Source organism: Inquilinus limosus (genome assembly GCF_051487185.1).
GTDB lineage: Bacteria > Pseudomonadota > Alphaproteobacteria > DSM-16000 > Inquilinaceae > Inquilinus > Inquilinus limosus_F.
In genome coordinates this window covers 16726-35142 of sequence record NZ_JAHVDK010000015.1, presented here as the reverse complement: position 1 = coordinate 35142, position 18417 = coordinate 16726, and the positions used below count along the sequence as shown (strand labels likewise).

The following is an 18417-nucleotide window of genomic DNA, read 5'->3' as shown; positions in this document are numbered from 1 at the left end:
GCCCGTTGCTGACCGACTCGCCCCTCGCCGCCAACCAGGTCTTCTACGCCGCCCTGGCGCGGGGCGATGCGGCCGCCATGGCAGCATTGTGGTCGCGCCGTCAGCCGATCGCCTGCATCCATCCCGGCTGGCCGGTGCTGGCGGGGCGCGAGGCGGTGATGAAGAGCTGGGAGACGATCCTGCGCGACCCGCCGCGGATCACGGCCGAGGCGGTGCGGGTGCTGGATTACGGCGACACCGCCGTGGTGCTGTGCATCGAGAAGATCGGCGACAACCGGCTGGCGGCCACCAACCTGTTCCACCGCGAGCCCGAAGGCTGGCGTCTGGTGCACCACCAGGCCGGCCCGACGCGCGAGATCACCGCCGCCCCGCCCAGGCCGGCCGGCACGATTCACTGACGGTCTCGTTCAGCGACCCGAAATATTGCCCCGTCATGGCGAGCCCCGAAGGGGCGTGGCCATCCAGTGGTCCTGGCCCCTGGATCGCCCCCTCTGAACTTAAGGGGGCGCTGCGCGCCTCGCGATGACGAGGATCAAGGCCGCTGCTCTTAACCGCTCCCCGGCTCCGGTCCGGTGTACCGGAGGATCCACAGCCCCTGGTTCTTGTCGGTGATGTAGATGAAGCCGCGCCGGTCGACGAGGACATCCTCGGTCTGCACCACCAGCTTGCCCTCCGGCATCGGCCCGTAGCGCCGCGCCGGCTCCGGCGGGATGAAGAAGCCGACCTCGCGCGGCAGCCGGGTGTTCGAGACGTCGTAGATCCGAAGCCCGGCGTTGAAATGGGCGAGGTAGAACAGGTCGCCCTGCTTTTGCACGTCCGGGTGGTGCTGGTGGTGGTTCATGTTGTGCGGCCCACGCCAGCCGCCCCGCGTGGTGAAATCGTCATAAGGCGCCTCCGCCGGCGGGATCGGCTCCGGGAACAGGGACAGCAGGAACGGCTCGCCCGAATTGGAGATGTCGAGGATCGAGGCGTGGTGCGCCGGCCCGCGCTCATAGGTGACGTTCTCGGAATTGGCGAAGGCGATGCCCCGTTCGGGGATTGGCAGCACACCGTGCACGCCGAAGCGGGAATGGAAGGGCGGGCTGAAGGACAGGCCGCCGATCTGCCGCGGCCGGGACACGTCGCTGATGTCGAGGATCACCACGCCGGCCGCGCCGTAGGGCAGATACGCGGTGTCGCCGACGACGGTGGGCGGCCCGTGCAGCGACACGTCCTCGCCCGATCCGGCGCAGAACACGCCGCAGCGGCAATGGCCGCCGGCATGCGGCCCGGTCTCGGCGGCGACGCGGGTCGGGGCCGCCTCCCCGCCCGCCTCATGCTGGCCCGGCACCCACCACCGCCCGGCCTCGCACGGGCGGGCGGGGTCGGAGATGTCGACGATCAGGTAGATGTTGCCGCGATAGCCCGGCATGCCGGCGGCGACATGCATGTAGGACCCGCCGGCATAGAGGTTGCGGTGGGTGCCGGTGCCGCCGGTGCGGTACTGGCCGAGCCGGCGCGGCGCCAGCGGGTCGGCGATATCCCAGATCACGACGCCTTCGTCGAAGGGCGCGTCCGGATCGCCGCCGAAATTGGCGAAGGGCTTCTCCAGCGCCGTGATCATGATGTCGCCGTGCAGGTCGACCTGCAGCGTCCAGGTATTCGCGCCCGGATGCTCGACGAAGCGCGCCACCCTGGGCTGGGCCGGGTCGGTGACGTCGACGATGCTCCAGCCCCGGTGCCAGAAATGGCCGCTGTGGAGATACCAGCGACCCGCCACCTCGCGGATCGCCATCTTGAAGGCGGGCCGGTGGTCGAGGTCGGAGTAGCCGACGATCTCGACATTATGGGCATAGGCGCCGTTGGCGAGGGCCGTTCCGGCGATGCGGGGCTGGGCCCGGCCGGGATCCGGTGCCGCCAGGGCCGCGCCGGCCGCCAGCCCGCCCAGCATCCGCCGTCGCGTCAGTCGTTCATCCGTCATGATCGGGTCCTCACACATCCGCGAGCGGCAGGCCGGGCAGCAGCTTGTCGAGCGTGATCGGGAAATCACGCACCCGCACGCCGGTGGCGTTGTGCACGGCGTTGGCCACCGCCGCCCCGGCGCCGCAGACGCCGAGCTCGCCGATGCCCTTGGAGCCGAGCGGGTTCGCGCGTTCGTCCGGCTGCTCCAGGAACACGACCTCGAGCTCCGGCACGTCGGCATGGACCGGGACGTGGTATTCCGCGAGATCGCGGTTGACGAAGCGGCCGTGCCGCGGGTCGAGATGCGTCTCCTCCATCAGCGCCGCGCCGAGGCCCCAGGTCATGCCGCCGATGACCTGCGACCGCGCGGTCTTGGCGTTGAGCAGGCGGCCGGCGTCGATCACCGCCAGCATGCGGCGCAGCCGGACCTCGCCGGTGTCGATATCGACCGCGACCTCGGCGAATTGCGCGCCGAAGGAGTGCTGGGAGAACGCCTTGTAGTCCGGGTTCGCGGTCATCGGGGTGGACGCACCCTCGGCTTCGAGCCCGTCCCGGGCGATGCGGGCGAGGAGATCCGCCGACGGCGTGCCGTCGCCGGTTCCCGCGGCCTCCGCAATCTTCGCCCGCAAGGCCAGGCAGGCCTGATGGACGGCGGAGCCGGCGCTGGCCGCGCCCCAGGAGCCGCCGGAGCCGGCGGTGCGCGGGAACCGGCTGTCGCCGAGCTCCACCGTCACCGCCGAGAGCGGCACGCCCAGCCGCTCGGCCGCGATCTGGGCCAGGATCGTGTAGGTGCCGGTGCCGATGTCGGTCATGTCCAGCCGCGCCGTCACCCGGGCGCGGGCGTCGATCGCCACCCGGGCGGTCGCGGCGCCGATGTAGTTGGGGCGGATCGCCGCCGCCACGCCCATGCCGATCAGCTTGCGGCCGTCGCGGACCTGCCCCGGCGCGGCGCTGCGGCGCTCCCAGCCGAAGCGGCGCGCCCCCTCGCGCAGGCAGCCGACCAGGTTGCGGCTGGCGAAGGGCACGCCGCGCTCGGGATCCTGGGCGGGCTCGTTGCGGATGCGCAGCTCGATCGGGTCGATCCCGAGCCGCTCCGCCAGCTCGTCCATCGCGCATTCGAAGGCCAGCAGCCCCGGCGCCTCGCCGGGCGAGCGCATCCACTCCCCGCGGCGGAGGTCGACCGGCACCAGCCGGTGCCGGGTCAGCCGGTTCGGGGCGGCGTAGAGCGACCGGGTGACGACCGCCGTCTGCTCGCAGAACTCCTCGATCCGGGCGGTGGCCGAGCAGACGTCGTGGCCGAGCGCGGTCAGCCGCCCATCCCGGTCCGCGCCCAGGCGGACCAGATGCATCATCTCCGCCCGATGCCCGGCATTGCCGAACATCTGCTGTCGGGTCAGGGCGATCTTGACCGGTCGCCGCAGAATCCGCGCGGCCAGGGCGGCCAGCACCGTGTCGGCATGCGCGATCAGCTTCGCGCCGAAGCCGCCGCCGGTGAAGGGGCTGACGATCCGGACGTTCTCCGGCGGGATGCCAAGCGTGTTGGCGATGCCGGCGCGGAAATTCGCCAGGGTCTGGGCCCCGGTCCAGATCGTCACCGCCTCCCCGGACCACACCGCCAGCGTGGCGTGCGGCTCCATCGGGTTGTGGTGCTCGTAAGGCGTCCGGTACAGGGCCTCGACCTTCACCGGAGCGGCGGCGAAAGCGCCCTCGAAATCGCCGACGGCGCTGTCGGTCTGCATCCCGGCATTGGTGCGCTGCGGCGCATAGGCCTCGGCCAAGCGGTGGGCGATCTCATAGGCGCCGGGTTCCTCCTCGATGCGGACCCGGATCAGGCCGGCGGCGGCGCGGGCGGCCTCGAAGCTCTCGGCCACCACCAGCGCCACCGGCTGGTCGTGATAGTGCACCCGGTTGTCCGCCAGCATGGGCCGGGCGCGGGTGAACACCTCCGGCACGGTCGGGGTCACCGGCGGGCCGAAATCGGCCTGGGGCGGGGCGTTGCGATGCGTCATCACATGCAGCACGCCCGGCGCCCGCTCCGCCTCCGCCGTGTCGATCGCGACGATCCGGCCCTTGGCGATGGTCGCGCCCAGGATGACCCCGTAGGCCGGCCGGTCGCTCGGCATGTGCTCATAGGCATAGGTCGCCCGCCCGGTGACCTTGAGGGGACCGTCGATCCGGTCGACCGGCTTCCCGATCACGGCGCCGTTCGCCGCAGCATCCTTCGCCATGCGTCCCTCACGCCCGCTCGACAGCCGCGGCCAAAGTGTGCCGCAGCGTCCGTTGGGCCAGTTGGATCTTGAACTCGTTGCCGGGGCGGCCCTGCGCGTCGGCCAGGGCGGCCGCCGAGGCATCCCGGTAGCTGCGCTCTGCCGCGGCGGCGCCGGCCAGAAGCCGTTCCGCCTCCCCGGCGCGCCAGGGCTTCGGCGCCACCCCGCCGAGGGCGATGCGGGCGTCGCGGATGCGGCCGCCCGCGGCGTCGACGATGGCGGCGACCGAGACCAGGGCGAAGGCGTAGGAGGCGCGGTCCCGCACCTTGCGGTAGATCTGCCGGCCCGCCGGCGGCGGGGGCAGGACCACGGCCGTGATCATCTCGCCGGGGCCGAGCGCGGTCTCGACATCCGGGGTGGTCGCGGGCGGCCGGTGCAGCTCGCCGACCGGGATGCTGCGCGTCCCGCCGTCCGGGCGCACGGTCTCGATCCGGGCGTCGAGCGCGGCGAGGGCCACGGCCATGTCGGAGGGATGGACGGCGATGCAGTCCTCGCCGGCCCCGAGCACCGCGTGCATGCGGTTGAAGCCGCCCAGCGCGGCGCAGCCGGAGCCGGGGCTGCGCTTGTTGCAGGGCACGGAGAGATCCTGGAAATACGGACAGCGGGTGCGCTGCAGCAGGTTGCCGCCGGTCGAGGCCTTGTTGCGGATCTGGCCGGAAGCCCCGGCCAGCAGCGCCTGCGCCAGCACCGGATAGCGCTGCCGCACCGTCCGGTCGGCGCCGAGGTCGCCGTTCCGCACCTGCGCCCCGATCCGCAGGCCCCCTTCCGGCGTCGGCTCGATCCGGTCAAGCGGCAGCCGGCTGATGTCGACGAGATGGGTCGGCCGCTCGACCCCGAGCTTCATCAGGTCGAGCAGGTTGGTGCCGCCGGCGATGAAGCGGGCGCCCGGTCGGGCGGCGACGGCAGCCGCCGCCTCTCGCTCATCTGTCGCGCGCTCATAGGTGAAGGGCTGCATCTCAGGCCTCCGCCACGTCGCGGATCGCTGCGACGATGTTGGGGTAGGCGGCGCAGCGGCAGATGTTGCCGCTCATCCGCTCGCGGATCTCGGCGTCGGTCAAGGGACCGGATGCAGCGACATCGGCGCTGGCGTGGCTGGGCCAGCCGGCCTCGGCCTCGCGCAGCATGCCGATGGCGGAGCAGATCTGCCCCGGCGTGCAGTAGCCGCACTGGAACGCGTCGCGGGCGACGAAGGCCGCCTGGATCGGGTGCAGCGAGTCGCCTTGGGCCAGCCCTTCTATGGTGGTGATCTCGTCGCCCTCATGCATCACCGCGAGGGTCAGGCAGGCGTTGATCCGCCGGCCGTTCACCAGCACCGTGCAGGCGCCGCACTGGCCGTGGTCGCAGCCCTTCTTCGACCCGGTGAGGCCGAGGGTGTTGCGCAGCGCGTCGAGCAGCGTCGTCCGCGTGTCCAGCTCGACCGCCCGCTCCTGCCCGTTGATCGAGAGTCGCACCGCCATGGTCCGGATCGGAGCGGGCTCCGGCGACTGCGCCGCGACGGGCGCGGCGGCGAAGATCAGGCTGGTTGCGGCGCCGGCCTCCAGCACGGAGCGGCGCGTCGGTCCGGTATTGCCATCGAGTTCGGCCATGAGCATCCCCGGTTGCGGGGCGAGACGGCCGAAGCCGATCCTCGCCGACGCCCCGGAAGTGGGGGTGCCGGCGTCGGGCTGCTGTCAGGAAACCGGCCGGACTGTCAGGATTCGGGAAGAATCCGCATCCTGTAGGCCCGAGGCGTGACGCCCCGAAGGCGCCGGAAGGTGGCGGTGAAATGGCTCTGGCTCGAGAAGCCGAGGCGCACGGCGACGGTCCCGAGCGGAACGGCCGTGTCGCGCAGCAGCGCCTCGGCCCGGCGGATGCGCTCCTCCAGCACGAAGGCATAAGGTGCCGTGCCGGTCGCGGCCTTGAAGCGGCGGGCGAAGCTGTCCGCCCCCATGCCGGCGGCCGCGGCCATGCCGGCCAGCGAGATGTCCTCGGCGATGTGGGCGTCGACATAATCCCGGACCCGCGCCAGGACGCGGCGGCCGAGCGGCCCGTGCCGCGGGGTCGGTGGCGGTGTCCGGTCCAGCGCCGCGAGGCGGAGGCCCATGAGGGCCACGAGATGTTCGACATAGGCCGCGTCGGGCCGGCAGCCGAGCGCGATCTCCGCCTGCAGCGATCCCATCAGCGTGGCGATCACCGCATCGCTGCGGTTCACCAGGATCGGCAGGGCGGCCAGGCGCTCCGCGCCATCCCAGACGGGATCGATCCACAAGGCGGAATAGCGGAGATCGGCGTCGCGATAGACGCCGGCCCGCTCGGCCCCGGCCGGGACGAAGGTGAAGACGCCCGGCCGGTCGGAGCCGTCGAAGAGAAGCCTGCCATCGGCCTGGACGCGGGTGCCGGCGGTCCGGCCCGCATCGGTCAGGACCAGCAGGTGCCGGGGCGCGGTCCAGCGCATCTCGACTTCGCGGCAGACCCAGCGCCGGTGGTCGAACAGCACCCGGGAGTCAAGCCACGCGGCCCGGTGCAGCTGGACCGTGGCATCCTCGCAGGCCCGGATCTGCCCGTCGCCGAAGATGGGGCGGATCGACATGGGGCTCGACCTCCGGTTGCGGCACGAACTTTTCCGATGTGGGGACGCCAGCATCCGATTGAACCCGGTCGCGTCGGATCGCCGCGTGGAACGGCCGGGGCGTCCTCTCCCGGCAGCGGGCGGACGTCCAAGTCCCGAGGTCGCCTCAGTGAACGAAACGGCCCAGCAGCCGCTCGCTTCCCCACCATAGGGTGGCGTTGCCGATCAGCGTGACGCCGGCAAGGATGGACCAGCCCCATGGGCCGATCGGCAACCCGCCTGTCCCATAGGCCGCGACCAGCCCGGCCATCACCAGGAAGAACGGGCCGGTGAATCGGCAATGGGTGCGGCCGCATCGGCGCGCATTGGCGACGCAGGCGCCTCCCATCCAGACGAGCATTGCGACCCAGACGACCGCGCGCGGCGCGGGATCCGCCAGGAGCCAGGCGGCCAGCATGCCGCCGACGGGAAGGCCCCAGAGCGCGGCCAGGCTGAGCCAATCGCCGGCCCAGTCCCCGGCGCGCCGATCGGGGCAGTTGCCGCATCCTTCAGCCATCTCCGGCCCCGCAGCAGGACACGCCTCCGGCCCGCGCGGCCTGGACCGGCGGGCAGGACGTGGTGCCGTAGGAGCAGAACACGCAGCAATCCCCCGGCTTCGGCCGAAGCAGGGCGCCGCAGCCTTTGCAGTCATAGAAGAACTGGCAGGCGTCGGTTGGCATGGTCTCGTCGGCCCTGTGGCCGCAGAGCGGGCAGGTGATGGTGGAGGTGAGCCGGATCATGTCGGCCGTACCAGGCTGAGCAGCGGGAGTTCGAGGTGGTTCCAGCCGATCGCCACAGCGACGATGAGAGAGGCGAGGACCAGGACGCTCGGAGGGATCCACGATCGGCGGGTCACGGCGCAGGCGGAGTCGGTCTTGCAGCGGCGCCAGCGGACCCACCAGACCAGCCAGCCCGCGGCGACACCGGTGGCGCTCGCCGCGAGCAGAGGCAGGCGCCAGGGGACAAGCGCCTCCAGCACGGAGAACGCCGCCGTCCCGGCGCCGAGCCAAACCAGGGTCAAGGGGAGGATGCAGCACGAGGACGCCGCGATCGCCCCGAGTCCCGCGGCGGCGCCGAGAGTCGCCAGGACGCCGGCATCCTTGCGTGTCGCCACGGCGTGAGGACTCGCGCTGACGTGAGCAGCAGAGGATTTGTGGTTGCCCATGATCGATTTCCTCGCGAGACAGGCGCATCCTGAACCCCGTAGCTGATACGGACTCAAGCGAGATCGCGATGGCATCGACGAAGGGGCTGACGGTCGGAGCGTTGGCAGTTGCGGCGGGGATCCATCTGGAGACCGTGCGCTACTACGAGCGCATCGGCCTGATGCCGCCGCCGGCCCGGACCGCAAGCGGGTATCGGATTTACGGCGCCGAGCACGTGCGCCGGCTGTCGTTCATCCGAAGGGCGCGGGAGCTCGGCTTCGGCACCGGGGAGGTCAAGGCGCTCCTGTCCCTGGCCGAGCCGGCGCAGGCCTCCTGCGCACAAGTCAGGGCCCTCACCCTGGCCCATCTCGACGCGGTCCGCGCCAAGATCTCGGACCTCCGCCGGCTCGAAGCCATCCTGTCGAACACTGTGGAGAAATGCTCAGGGGACGTGACGCCGTCCTGCCCGGTCCTCGACATGCTGACCCAGGACGGCTAGGTCGGCTCTCCGGCCTGAATCTTCTTCAACTGTTCGAGTTGAGCCCGGGCCGTGGCCATCTGGGGGTCGATCGCCAGCACCCGCTCATAGGCTTCGATCGCGCCCTTGATGTCGCCGAGCGCGATCCGGCACAGGCCGAGGCCCGACAGCGCGCCGAAATGGCGCGGCTCGCGCGCCAGCACCTGGTCGATATCGGCGATCGAGCCGCGGATATCGCCGCGCAGATAGCGCACCGTGGCCCGCCGGTTCCAGCCTTCGGCGTAGGTCGGGTCGCGCTCGATCACCGCGGCGAAGGCGGCCTCGGCCACCGCGTAGTCCTGCGCCTGCATCGCTGTACGGCCGCGCTCCATCAGCGCCGGGACTTCGCTGTCGGCGCCGTCATAGGTGAACCAGAGGCGCCAGATCTCGACCTGCAGCGCCGGCTCTTCCTCCGGCGTCGCCGTCTGCAGCCGGGCGAATAGCGCATCCAGCCGCGCAGCCTTGTCCTGCGCCGTGGCCGGGACGATCCAGGCGAACAGGGCAGCCGACAGCAGCAGGGCGAGGATGCGGCGCATGGATTGGATGTCGGCGCGCCCGGGCTGTCCGGCAAGAGGCGGACCGGATCAGAGCCCGTTTGAGAATGCGCTGGCGTGAGTCGGCTGGTGGCGGTTTCGAGAACCGGAGCGCAGCGGACATGAAGTCCGTGAGCACCGGAAGCGCAGAAACCGCCATCAGACGGCCGCGCCAGTAGCATTATCAAACGGGCTCTCAGAGCGGATAGCCGGCGAGGTACTTGCGCATCAGCGCCGCCTGGCTCTGGGCCGGGGCGTAGTGCGGGTCGAGCGCCAGCACCCGTTCGAAGGCGTCGAGCGCGGCCTGGTGGTTGCCCTGCATGGTCCGGCACAGGCCTAGGCCGAACAGCGCCCCGAAATGCCGCGGCTGCAGCGCGAGGGTGCGCTCGATGTCCCGGATCGCGCCGTCGCAGTCGCCGCGCAGGAACCGCGCCACCGCCCGGCGGTCCCAGCCCTCGGCGAACTCCGGCGCCCGCTCGACCACGCCGGTGAAGGCGGCCTCCGCCACCGCATAGTCGCGCTGCAGCAGGGCGGCATTGCCGCGCCGCAGCAGGTCCGGCACCAGCGGATCGGCACCCTCATAGGTCAGCCACAGGGTCCAGATCTCACGCTCCAGCCGCCGCGCCTCCGCAGCGTCGGCGGCGGTCCGGAGCTGGTCGAGGAGAGCATCGGTGCGAGTCGGCGTGTCCGCCGCCGAGAGGGTCCCGCACGGCGTCGCGAGAATGGCCGCGATCAGGGCCAGGATGCGCAACGCCTTCATAATCAGAAGATTGGGGCCTGCTTCTGCAAAGACAACATGAAAAGCTGCAATAAAAGAGAGACGATTGCGCATACGGCACGACTGGTTTGAATCAGCGCATTATTCGACAACGCGGCCCGAACCGCTATGGTGATCCGAGGCATCGCATGCGGCCCGGCGCGCGGCGTTCCGTCGCGGCACCAAGCTTGAGCGCAGAGGAACAAACCGGCCCTTCCTACCTTCCCCGGCATGACGACACAGCGGAGATCGACATGGCGTCACTGACAGGGCATCCGGACGCAGTCCCCACCCCGGCCGCCGACGGCGCGGAAGGCCTCGCCACCGGCAAGCAGCCGAAGGTGCCCACCGAGGGACGGTTCAAGGGCCCGGCCGCACGGATCGAGGACTACGCCATCATCGGCAACTGCCGCACGGCCGCGCTGGTCGGGCGCGACGGGTCGATCGACTGGCTGTGCCTGCCGCGCTTCGATTCCGAATCCTGCTTCGCCCGGCTGCTCGGCGACGTCGAGAACGGTCATTGGCAGATCGCGCCGGACGATCACCTCACCGCCCGGACCCGCCGCCGCTACCGCGGCAACACGCTGGTGCTGGAGACCGAGTTCGAGACCGACACCGGCACGGTGGCGGTGATCGACTTCATGCCGCTGCCGCACCGCGAGGACGAGATCTCGATCATCCGGCTGGTCGAGGGCCGCGAGGGATCCGTGCCGATGCGGCTGGAGGCGGCGTTCCGCTTCGACTACGGCCGGATCGTGCCTTGGGTGCGGCACCGGCCGGACGGCATCGTCGCCATCGCCGGGCCGAACGGGCTGCGCTTCCGGTCGCCGGTGGCGCTGCACGGCGAAGCGATGAAGACGGTCGGCGACTTCACCGTCGAGGCCGGAGACCGCCTGCCCTTCATCCTGACCTGGTATCCGTCGCACCTGCCGGAGCCGGGGGTGATCGACCCGTTCCGCTCCCTGATCGACACCGAGACCTGGTGGAAGGGCTGGGCGCATCACTGCACTTATGACGGCCCCTATCGCGACGCGGTGCTGCGTTCCGCCCTCACCCTCAAGGCCCTGACCTACGCCCCGACCGGCGGCATCGTCGCCGCGGCCACCACCTCTCTGCCCGAGGAGCTGGGCGGCGAGCGCAACTGGGACTACCGCTACTGCTGGATCCGGGACGCGACCCTGACCCTCTACGCCCTGCTCGGCGCCGGCTTCACCGAGGAGGCGGCGGCCTGGCGCGACTGGCTGCGCCGGGCCGCAGCGGGACGGCCGGAGCAGCTGCAGATCATGTACGGGCTGGCCGGCGAGCGCCGGCTGACCGAGCTGGAGATCCCCTGGCTGGCCGGCTATGAGGGCAGCAAGCCGGTCAGGGTCGGCAACGGCGCCCATGCCCAGCTGCAGCTCGATGTCTATGGCGAGCTCCTGGATGCGATCCATGTCGCCCGCAAGAAGCACCTGACCCACCCGCACGACGCCTGGCGGGTGCAGCGGGTGCTGCTCGGCTATCTCGAGAAGATGTGGGACAAGCCGGATGAAGGGCTGTGGGAGATCCGCGGCCCGCGGCGGCATTTCGTGCACAGCAAGGTGATGGCCTGGGTCGCCTTCGACCGCTCGATCAAGGCGGTCGAGCAGTTCGGGCTGGAGGGGCCGATCCGGGCCTGGCGCGCGCTGCGCGACCGCATCCATGCCGAGGTCTGCGCCAAGGGCTTCTCCGAACATCGCAACAGCTTTGTCCAGTCCTACGGGTCGGAGCTGCTGGACGCGGCGCTGCTGCAGATCCCCATGGTGGGTTTCCTGCCGCCCGACGATCCGCGGGTGATCGGCACGGTCAGGGCGATCGAGCGCGAGCTGACCGTGGACGGGCTGGTCCGGCGCTACGAGACCGAATCCGGGGTCGACGGCCTGGCCGGCGAGGAAGGCACCTTCCTGGTCTGCAGCTTCTGGCTGGCCGATGCGCTGGCCATGATCGGCGCCGCCGACCGGGCGACCGCCCTTTACGAAAGGCTGCTCGGCCTGGCCAACGATGTCGGACTCCTGGCCGAGGAATACGACCCGATCGCGCGGCGCCAGCTCGGCAACTTCCCCCAGGCCTTCAGCCATATCGGGGTGATCAACACCGCGCTGAATCTGGCCGAGTTCCGCGGCCCGTCCGAGGATCGCAGTCATGACGGGCATAACGCCCTTGCGGTCGAAGCGCGGTGAAACCGGCGGAACTCTGCGCCAGCCCGCATTTCTCACACTCCCTATGCCCTGCGCCGACGTCCCAGGCCGGCAGGGCAGGAGCCGCGCGCCGCGCGATGCGGCACATCGGGCAAGCGCGGCGACGCACCCTGCCGGCCTGGGACGTCGGCCCGAAGGGTCGCCTTGCGGCGGCCGCCTGCGGGGGCGGGCCGCTCGACCGTAGTGCCGCTACGCTCTTCGCGTCCCGCCCCCGCATCCGTCTCGCCGCAAGGCGACGCAGGGTATAGGGAGTGTGGGAAATGCGGGCTAAGCTGCGGCATCGCGTTTGAAAGACTCCGTGATGAGCGCCTTGTTGGACGAGACCGAGACCACCGCCGAGCTGATGCGCCGCCTGGGCGCTGCCGCGCGCAGCGCCGCCGCCGCGCTGGCCCTGGCGCCGCGACCGCAGAAGGATGCGGCGCTGACGGCGGCGGCGGCGGCGATCCGCGACGACCGGGCGCTGATCCTGGCGGCCAATGCCGAGGACATGGATCTCGCCCGGCAGAACGGCGTCGCCGGATCCTTCCTCGACCGGCTGGCGCTGGACGAGAAGCGGATCGAGGCGATCGCCCAGGGGCTGGAGGCGGTGGCCGCCCTGCCCGATCCGATCGGCGGCGTGCTGGCCGACTGGACCCAGCCGAACGGGCTGCGCATCCAGCGGGTGCGGGTGCCGCTCGGCGTCATCGGCGTGATCTTCGAGAGCCGGCCCAACGTCACCGCCGACGCCGCCGCGCTGTGCCTGAAATCCGGCAATGCCTGCATCCTGCGCTGCGGTTCGGAGAGCTTCGCCAGCTCCACCGCCATCGCCGCCGCGGTCGGCCACGGGCTGAAGAAGGCCGGCCTGCCGCGCAGCGCGGTGCAGCTGGTGCCGACCCGCGACCGCGCCGCGGTCGGCGAGCTTCTCGGTCTGACCGAATTCGTCGACGTGGTGATCCCGCGCGGCGGCAAGTCGCTGACCGCCCGGGTGGCGTCGGACAGCCGCATTCCGGTGCTGTGGCACCTGAACGGCATCTGCCACACCTATGTGCACGAGGCCGCCGACCCGGAGATGGCGCGGCGTGTCGTCTACAATGCCAAGATGCGCCGCACCGGCGTCTGCGGCGCGACCGAGACGCTGCTGATCGACCGCAGCGTCGCCGGGTCGATGCTGCGGCCGATCCTGGACGATCTGATCGAGGCCGGTTGCGAGATCCGCGGCGACACCGTGGTCCAGGCGATCGACCCGCGGGTGGTCGCCGCCTCCGACGACGACTGGGACACCGAGTATCTCGACGCCATCCTGTCGGTGAAGACGGTCGACGGGCTGGACGCCGCGGTCGAGCACATCAACCTGCACGGCAGCCACCACACCGACAGCATCGTCACCCATGACGAGGCGGCGGCCGAGGCGTTCCTGGCCCGGGTCGACAGCGCCATCGTGCTGGTCAACGCCTCGACCCAGTTCGCCGATGGCGGCGAGTTCGGCATGGGCGCCGAGATCGGCATCGCCACCGGCCGGCTGCACGCCCGCGGCCCGGTCGGCACCGAGCAGCTGACGAGCTACAAGTACCTCGTCCGCGGCACCGGCCAGACGCGACCCTGAGAGCCGGCGGGACCGTTCTCGATTGCAGCATCCGACCACTTTCATGGCCCTGCCATCCACTCTCCCCCTCCCCTTGCGGGAGGGGGTAGGGGAAGGGGTATGTCGCCGCATGAGCCGGCGGGCGGTCGCCTTCAGGCATTCACAGGTTTCGAGCCATCTGCTCGGGCTTCGACAGCCCCCTCCCCCTACCCCCTCCCGCGAGGGGAGGGGGAGGATGGATAATGCAGCCGCAGTTCATTCCACGGGCAGGCTCCCGCCATGCTGACCCCGCCCAATCCCCGGCACGGCCGGATCTGGGACGGCTGCCGCGTCGGGCTGCTCGGCGGGTCGTTCAACCCGGCCCATGCCGGGCATCGGCACATCAGCCTGGAGGCGATGAAGCGGCTGGGCCTGGACGCCGTGTGGTGGCTGGTGTCGCCGCAGAACCCGCTGAAGCCGACCGACGGCATGGCGCCCTTTGCCGACCGGATCGACTCCGCCCATCGGGCCGCCCGCCATCCGCGCATCGTCGTCACCGGGATCGAGGCCGAGCTCGGCACCCGCTTCACCGCCGACACGCTGAAGGCGCTGACCGCCCGGTTCCCGCGGACCGAGTTCGTCTGGCTGATGGGCGCCGACAATCTGGCGCAGATCCGCCATTGGCAGCGCTGGACGAAAATCTTCGAGACCATGCCGGTTGCCGTCTACGACCGTCCTTCCTATTCTCTAAGGGCGTTGTCGGGATTGGCGGCGCAGCGGTTCGCGCGGGCGCGGATCGACCAGGACCACACCCGGGCGCTGGCCGGAACGGCCGCACCGGCCTGGGTGTTTTTCCTGGCGAAGCGTCACCCGGCCTCGGCCACGGCGCTGAGGGCCGCGCGGCAGCTTCGCACCAACCCTGCCGGCGCCGCGGCTCAGCCGCGTCGTGTCCACCGCACAACCTTGAGGTGAACGCCATACGACCGAACACCGTGACGCCCCAGGCCGAAGCCGGGCGTCTTCCGCCGGGCCTCGCCGCCAGCCTCGCCCGGCCGCTGCTCGAGACCACTTTGACGTCGCTCGACGACGACAAGGCCGAAGATGTGGTCGTGATCGACCTCACCGGCCGTTCCTCCATCGCCGACAGCCTGGTCATCGCTTCCGGCCGCTCCTCGCGCCAGGTCGCTGCCATGGCCGAGCATCTGCTGGAAAAGCTGAAGCCGCTGGCCCCCGGACCGCTTCAGGTGGAAGGCCAGGCGCGGGGCGACTGGGTGCTGATCGACGCCGGCGACGTGGTGATCCATCTGTTCCGGCCCGAGGTGCGTGATTTCTACGCGCTCGAGAAGATGTGGGCCGACGACGCCGAGCGGGTGACCCGCATCGCCGGCACGGCCTGAGCCCGCACGGACGGCCCCGCCATGCGGCTGACCATCGCCGCGGTCGGCCGCGCCCGGCCGGGGCCGTTGCGCGACCTGTTCGACGACTATGCCGGCCGGTCCGCCTGGCCGCTGACCCTGCGCGAGGTCGAGGCCCGCAAGGGCCTGTCCGGACCCGCCCTGAAGCGTGAGGAAGCCGCGCTCCTCCTGGCCGCGGTGCCGGCCGGGGCCGCCGTGGTGGCGCTGGACGAGCGCGGCCGCGACCTCGACAGCGAGGGCTTCGCCCGTCTTCTCGGCCGCTGGCGCGACGAGGGCCGCGGCGACCTTGCGTTCCTGATCGGCGGCGCCGACGGCCATGACGATGCGGTGCGCGACCGCGCCGACCTGCTGCTATGCTTCGGCCGCCTCACCTGGCCGCACATGCTGGCCCGGGCAATGCTGGCGGAGCAGATCTATCGCGCCCAGACCATTCTGAGCGGGCACCCGTATCACCGGGCGTGAGGGCGCCGCCCTCACGTGGTCGTCGCCGGCCTACCCCATCGCCGCGAAGTTGCGGTAGGCGCCGATCAGTTCCTCGACCGGGCCGGAGCGGCAGCCTCGCTGCCGGGCCAGGCTGGCCGCGTCCTGTTCGTTCGCCGCGCGGCGGGCGCCGAGTTCCTGCCAGACCGCGGACTGGCTCGCGGGCGCGCCGGGGGCGTTGGCGAGCTGCCCCGCCGCCTCGGCTTCCGCCTGCGACAGCACGGCCGCGAAGCGCTGCTCCTGCAGCGGATCGAGCCGCACCCGGCAGGACCGGGCGGCGGTCTCGGCCCGGACCATGGCGTCGTAGCGCTGCAGCGCGTCGCCGGCATGGCCCGGCTGCGGCGAGACCGGCGCCGGCTCCGGAGTGTAATAGGGCTGCTGCGGCACGCAGGCCCCGAGGGCGAGTGCCGCGACGGCCGCAGCCGATCCGAAGCGCCTGATGCGCATCGCTTTCTCCGTCATCGTTTCAGGTCGGGTCAGCCCTGACCGGCGGACAAACGATCGGCGAGGGCGATCAGATCCATGATCTGTGCATCGCCGCAGCCGCGCTCTGCGACCGCGTCGCGCACCACCCGCTCCTGCAGGGTGCGGCGGGCGGCGATGTCGCCCAGCACCTCCGGGTCGCTGGCAGTCGTGTCCTCCCGCTTCGCCAGCGCCTCGGTCGCCTGGCGCTGGGCCTCGACCATGAGGTCGGCGAGCCGGGCCTCCCGCCCCTCCGCCAGCGGCGCGCCGCAGACATAGCGCGCCGCGTTGGCGCGCAGCACCGCCTGCCAGCGGTCGACCGGGTCGGCCGTGTCGTGGGCGGCGCCAGCCACCGGGCCACCGCCGCAGCCGGCGAGCAACGGGCCGGCCAGGAGCAGGATCGCCAGCAGCCATCGGCCGCTCCCCGGTGCGGTTCGGTCGCGCATGTCAGGTGGACGAACGATCGGCGAGGCCGATCAGATCCATGATCTGCGGATCGCGGCAGCCGCGTTTTGCAACCACATCACGCACCGCCTTCTCCTGCTCGGCCCGGCGGCGGTCGATATCGGCCAGCACCCCCGGATCGCTCGTCGGCGCGTTCGCGCGCTTGGCCAGCGCCGCGACGGCCAGGAGCCGGGCGTCGCTCATGGCGTAGGCGAAGCGGACCTGCCGCTGCGCATCGCGCGGGGCGGCGCCGCAGACATAGCGGGCGACATTGGCGCGCACCAGCTGCTGCCAGTGATCGACCGGATCGGCCGCGTCTGCGGCCGCGCTGGCCATCAACCCGCCGTATCCGGCAAGGACCAACGCCGCCACCGGCCATCGGCCGCGGACGGGCGCCGTTCTATCGCCCATGTCAGTGCCCCCTTGTGTTGGCAGCATCAACCGATACATGAAGGGCGGCTTCCGAGAAAGGACACGTGATGAGCGCAGCAGCCACGACCCCGCCCCGTCCTGTCGTCCTGTGCGTCCTCGACGGCTGGGGCTGGCGCGAGGATGAGGCGGACAACGCCGTGCGCCTGGCCCGCACGCCGAATTTCGACCGGCTGTGGGCGGAGGAGCCGCACGCCTTCCTCGAGGCCAGTGGCGAGGCGGTCGGCCTGCCGGCCGGCCAGATCGGCAATTCCGAGGTCGGGCACATGAATCTCGGCGCCGGCCGGGTGGTGTTCCAGGACCTGCAGATGATCTTCAACGCCATCGCCGACGGCTCGCTGGCCAAGGCCGAGGCGCTGCGGAAGCACATCGCGGCGCTCAAGGCCTCCGGCGGCACCTGCCATCTCATGGGCCTCCTGTCCCCCGGCGGCGTCCACGCCCATCAGGACCACATGGTGGCGCTGGCCCGGATCGTCGCGGGCGCCGGCGTGCCGGTCGCGATCCACGCCTTCACCGACGGCCGCGACACCCCGCCGCAGGCCGGCGCCGACTATCTCCGCCGCTTCCTCAAGGACATCGAGGGTCTGCCGGACACCCGCATCGCCACGGTCGACGGCCGCTACTATGCCATGGACCGCGACAAGCGCTGGGAACGGGTGGAGAAGGCCTATCGCGCCGTCGCTGGGGCCAAGGGCGAGACGGCATCCGATGCCGTCGCGGCGGTCGAGGCCGCCTACCGGGCGGAGACCGGCGACGAGTTCATCCTGCCGACCGTGATCGGCGACTATGCCGGCATGAAGGACGGCGACGGCGTGCTGTGCGCCAATTTCCGGGCCGACCGGGTGCGCGAGATCCTGCAGGCGCTGCTGGACCCGGCCTTCGACGGCTTCGCCCGCACCCCGATCCGCTTCGCCGATGCCTGCGGCATGGTCGAGTATTCCGAGCTGCTGAACGGGCTGATGTCGGCGGTCTTCCCGCCGAAATCGATCGACAGGGGCCTGGGCGAGGTGGTGGCCGCGGCCGGCAAGACGCAGCTGCGCACCGCCGAGACCGAGAAGTACCCGCACGTCACCTTCTTCTTCAACGGCGGCGAGGAGCGGCAGTTTCCCGGTGAGGACCGGATCCTGGTGCCCTCCCCCAAGGTCGCGACCTACGATCTGAAGCCGGAGATGTCGGCGCCGGAGGTGTGCGAGAAGCTGGTGGCGGCGATCGATTCCGGCAAATACGACCTGGTCGTGGTCAATTTCGCCAATCCGGACATGGTCGGCCACAGCGGCGTGCTGGCGGCGGCGATCAAGGCCTGCGAGACGGTCGACACCTGCCTCGGCAAGGTCGAGGCGGCGGTGCGGCGCCAGGGCGGCGCCATGATCGTCACCGCCGACCATGGCAATGCCGAGCTGATGCGCGACCCGCAAACCGGCGGCCCGCACACCGCCCACACGCTGAACAAGGTGCCGGTGATCCTGGTCAACGCGCCCGAATCCGAGACAGGGGGGCCGCGCCGCGGCCTGCATGACGGCAAGCTGGCCGATGTGGCGCCGACCCTGCTGTCGCTGATGGGCCTGCCGCAGCCGGAGCAGATGACCGGGCGCAGCCTGATCGGCGCCCCGGAAACGGCGCCGATGTGACCTACCGCCGCATTTATGAGCCTCTGGTAACTTGATCCCGCCGAAAGCCGGCAGAT

At 71.3% G+C, this 18417-nt stretch carries 21 protein-coding genes; 8 read left to right on the top strand and 13 right to left on the bottom strand.

Annotation, left to right across the window (positions count from 1 at the left end; all coding sequences use genetic code 11):
• Positions 1-5 precede the first annotated feature (5 nt).
• Complete coding sequence (locus tag KXR53_RS18145; RefSeq protein ID WP_437376650.1) at positions 6-398, top strand: nuclear transport factor 2 family protein; 393 nt, start codon at positions 6-8, stop codon at positions 396-398.
• Positions 399-547: 149 nt separating this feature from the next.
• Here KXR53_RS18145 and KXR53_RS18140 read toward each other — a convergent pair whose 3' ends face one another.
• The 8 genes from KXR53_RS18140 to KXR53_RS18105 form a co-directional block, all read right to left on the bottom strand.
• Complete coding sequence (locus tag KXR53_RS18140) at positions 548-1960, bottom strand: LVIVD repeat-containing protein (RefSeq protein ID WP_437376649.1); 1413 nt, start codon at positions 1958-1960, stop codon at positions 548-550.
• A gap of 10 nt (positions 1961-1970) precedes the next feature.
• On the bottom strand, positions 1971-4169 hold the full coding sequence (locus KXR53_RS18135) for a xanthine dehydrogenase family protein molybdopterin-binding subunit (RefSeq protein ID WP_437376648.1): 2199 nt from the start codon (positions 4167-4169) through the stop codon (positions 1971-1973).
• A gap of 7 nt (positions 4170-4176) precedes the next feature.
• On the bottom strand, positions 4177-5163 hold the full coding sequence (locus tag KXR53_RS18130; RefSeq protein ID WP_437376647.1) for an FAD binding domain-containing protein: 987 nt from the start codon (positions 5161-5163) through the stop codon (positions 4177-4179).
• 1 nt (position 5164) lies between these two features.
• Positions 5165-5665, bottom strand: a complete 501-nt coding sequence (locus KXR53_RS18125) for a 2Fe-2S iron-sulfur cluster-binding protein (RefSeq protein WP_437376791.1) — start codon at positions 5663-5665, stop codon at positions 5165-5167.
• A 233-nt stretch (positions 5666-5898) separates the two neighbouring features.
• Positions 5899-6777 (bottom strand): helix-turn-helix transcriptional regulator, encoded by an 879-nt coding sequence (locus KXR53_RS18120; RefSeq protein ID WP_437376646.1) that lies wholly within the window; start codon positions 6775-6777, stop codon positions 5899-5901.
• A 145-nt stretch (positions 6778-6922) separates the two neighbouring features.
• Complete coding sequence (locus KXR53_RS18115) at positions 6923-7312, bottom strand: hypothetical protein (protein ID WP_437376645.1); 390 nt, start codon at positions 7310-7312, stop codon at positions 6923-6925.
• On the bottom strand, positions 7305-7535 hold the full coding sequence (locus KXR53_RS18110) for a GDCCVxC domain-containing (seleno)protein (protein ID WP_437376644.1): 231 nt from the start codon (positions 7533-7535) through the stop codon (positions 7305-7307). The genes KXR53_RS18115 and KXR53_RS18110 overlap by 8 nt, the downstream gene beginning before the upstream one ends.
• A complete protein-coding gene (locus KXR53_RS18105) occupies positions 7532-7909 on the bottom strand; it encodes a hypothetical protein (RefSeq protein WP_437376643.1) in 378 nt (125 codons plus the stop codon). Before KXR53_RS18105 ends, KXR53_RS18110 begins: the two co-directional genes overlap by 4 nt.
• Before the next feature lie 119 nt (positions 7910-8028).
• Between KXR53_RS18105 and KXR53_RS18100 the strand changes: the two genes are divergently transcribed.
• Positions 8029-8439: a MerR family transcriptional regulator gene (locus tag KXR53_RS18100; RefSeq protein ID WP_437376642.1), complete on the top strand. Its 411-nt coding sequence runs from the start codon at positions 8029-8031 to the stop codon at positions 8437-8439.
• Here KXR53_RS18100 and KXR53_RS18095 read toward each other — a convergent pair.
• Positions 8436-8993 carry a tetratricopeptide repeat protein gene (locus tag KXR53_RS18095; protein WP_437376641.1) on the bottom strand — a complete coding sequence of 186 codons (558 nt, stop codon included), beginning with the start codon at positions 8991-8993 and terminating at the stop codon, positions 8436-8438. The two genes, KXR53_RS18100 and KXR53_RS18095, sit on opposite strands and share 4 nt — an antisense overlap.
• 193 nt (positions 8994-9186) lie before the next feature.
• Positions 9187-9750: a tetratricopeptide repeat protein gene (locus KXR53_RS18090; protein WP_437376640.1), complete on the bottom strand. Its 564-nt coding sequence runs from the start codon at positions 9748-9750 to the stop codon at positions 9187-9189.
• 251 nt (positions 9751-10001) lie between these two features.
• Here KXR53_RS18090 and KXR53_RS18085 point away from each other — a divergent pair, with 251 nt between their 5' ends.
• The 5 genes from KXR53_RS18085 to rlmH all read left to right on the top strand — a co-directional run bounded on the left by KXR53_RS18085 (position 10002) and on the right by rlmH (position 15380).
• Positions 10002-11945: a glycoside hydrolase family 15 protein gene (locus KXR53_RS18085; RefSeq protein WP_437376639.1), complete on the top strand. Its 1944-nt coding sequence runs from the start codon at positions 10002-10004 to the stop codon at positions 11943-11945.
• A gap of 319 nt (positions 11946-12264) precedes the next feature.
• Positions 12265-13545, top strand: a complete 1281-nt coding sequence (locus KXR53_RS18080) for a glutamate-5-semialdehyde dehydrogenase (protein WP_437376638.1) — start codon at positions 12265-12267, stop codon at positions 13543-13545.
• Between the two features lie 258 nt (positions 13546-13803).
• Positions 13804-14475: a nicotinate-nucleotide adenylyltransferase gene (locus KXR53_RS18075; RefSeq protein WP_437376637.1), complete on the top strand. Its 672-nt coding sequence runs from the start codon at positions 13804-13806 to the stop codon at positions 14473-14475.
• 20 nt (positions 14476-14495) lie between these two features.
• Positions 14496-14900: a ribosome silencing factor gene (rsfS, locus tag KXR53_RS18070; protein WP_437376636.1), complete on the top strand. Its 405-nt coding sequence runs from the start codon at positions 14496-14498 to the stop codon at positions 14898-14900.
• A 21-nt stretch (positions 14901-14921) separates the two neighbouring features.
• A complete protein-coding gene (gene rlmH / locus KXR53_RS18065; RefSeq protein ID WP_437376635.1) occupies positions 14922-15380 on the top strand; it encodes a 23S rRNA (pseudouridine(1915)-N(3))-methyltransferase RlmH in 459 nt (152 codons plus the stop codon).
• A gap of 30 nt (positions 15381-15410) precedes the next feature.
• Here rlmH and KXR53_RS18060 read toward each other — a convergent pair whose 3' ends face one another.
• The 3 genes from KXR53_RS18060 to KXR53_RS18050 are packed head-to-tail and all read right to left on the bottom strand — an operon-like array spanning position 15411 to position 16640.
• On the bottom strand, positions 15411-15845 hold the full coding sequence (locus KXR53_RS18060) for a hypothetical protein (protein ID WP_437376634.1): 435 nt from the start codon (positions 15843-15845) through the stop codon (positions 15411-15413).
• A 29-nt stretch (positions 15846-15874) separates the two neighbouring features.
• Positions 15875-16306: a hypothetical protein gene (locus KXR53_RS18055; protein WP_437376633.1), complete on the bottom strand. Its 432-nt coding sequence runs from the start codon at positions 16304-16306 to the stop codon at positions 15875-15877.
• 1 nt (position 16307) lies between these two features.
• Positions 16308-16640, bottom strand: coding sequence for a hypothetical protein (locus KXR53_RS18050; protein WP_437376632.1), 333 nt, complete (start codon positions 16638-16640; stop codon positions 16308-16310).
• A 143-nt stretch (positions 16641-16783) separates the two neighbouring features.
• On the opposite strand from KXR53_RS18050, the gene gpmI reads away from it, so the two are divergent.
• Positions 16784-18361 carry a 2,3-bisphosphoglycerate-independent phosphoglycerate mutase gene (gene gpmI / locus KXR53_RS18045; protein WP_437376631.1) on the top strand — a complete coding sequence of 526 codons (1578 nt, stop codon included), beginning with the start codon at positions 16784-16786 and terminating at the stop codon, positions 18359-18361.
• Positions 18362-18417 lie beyond the last annotated feature (56 nt).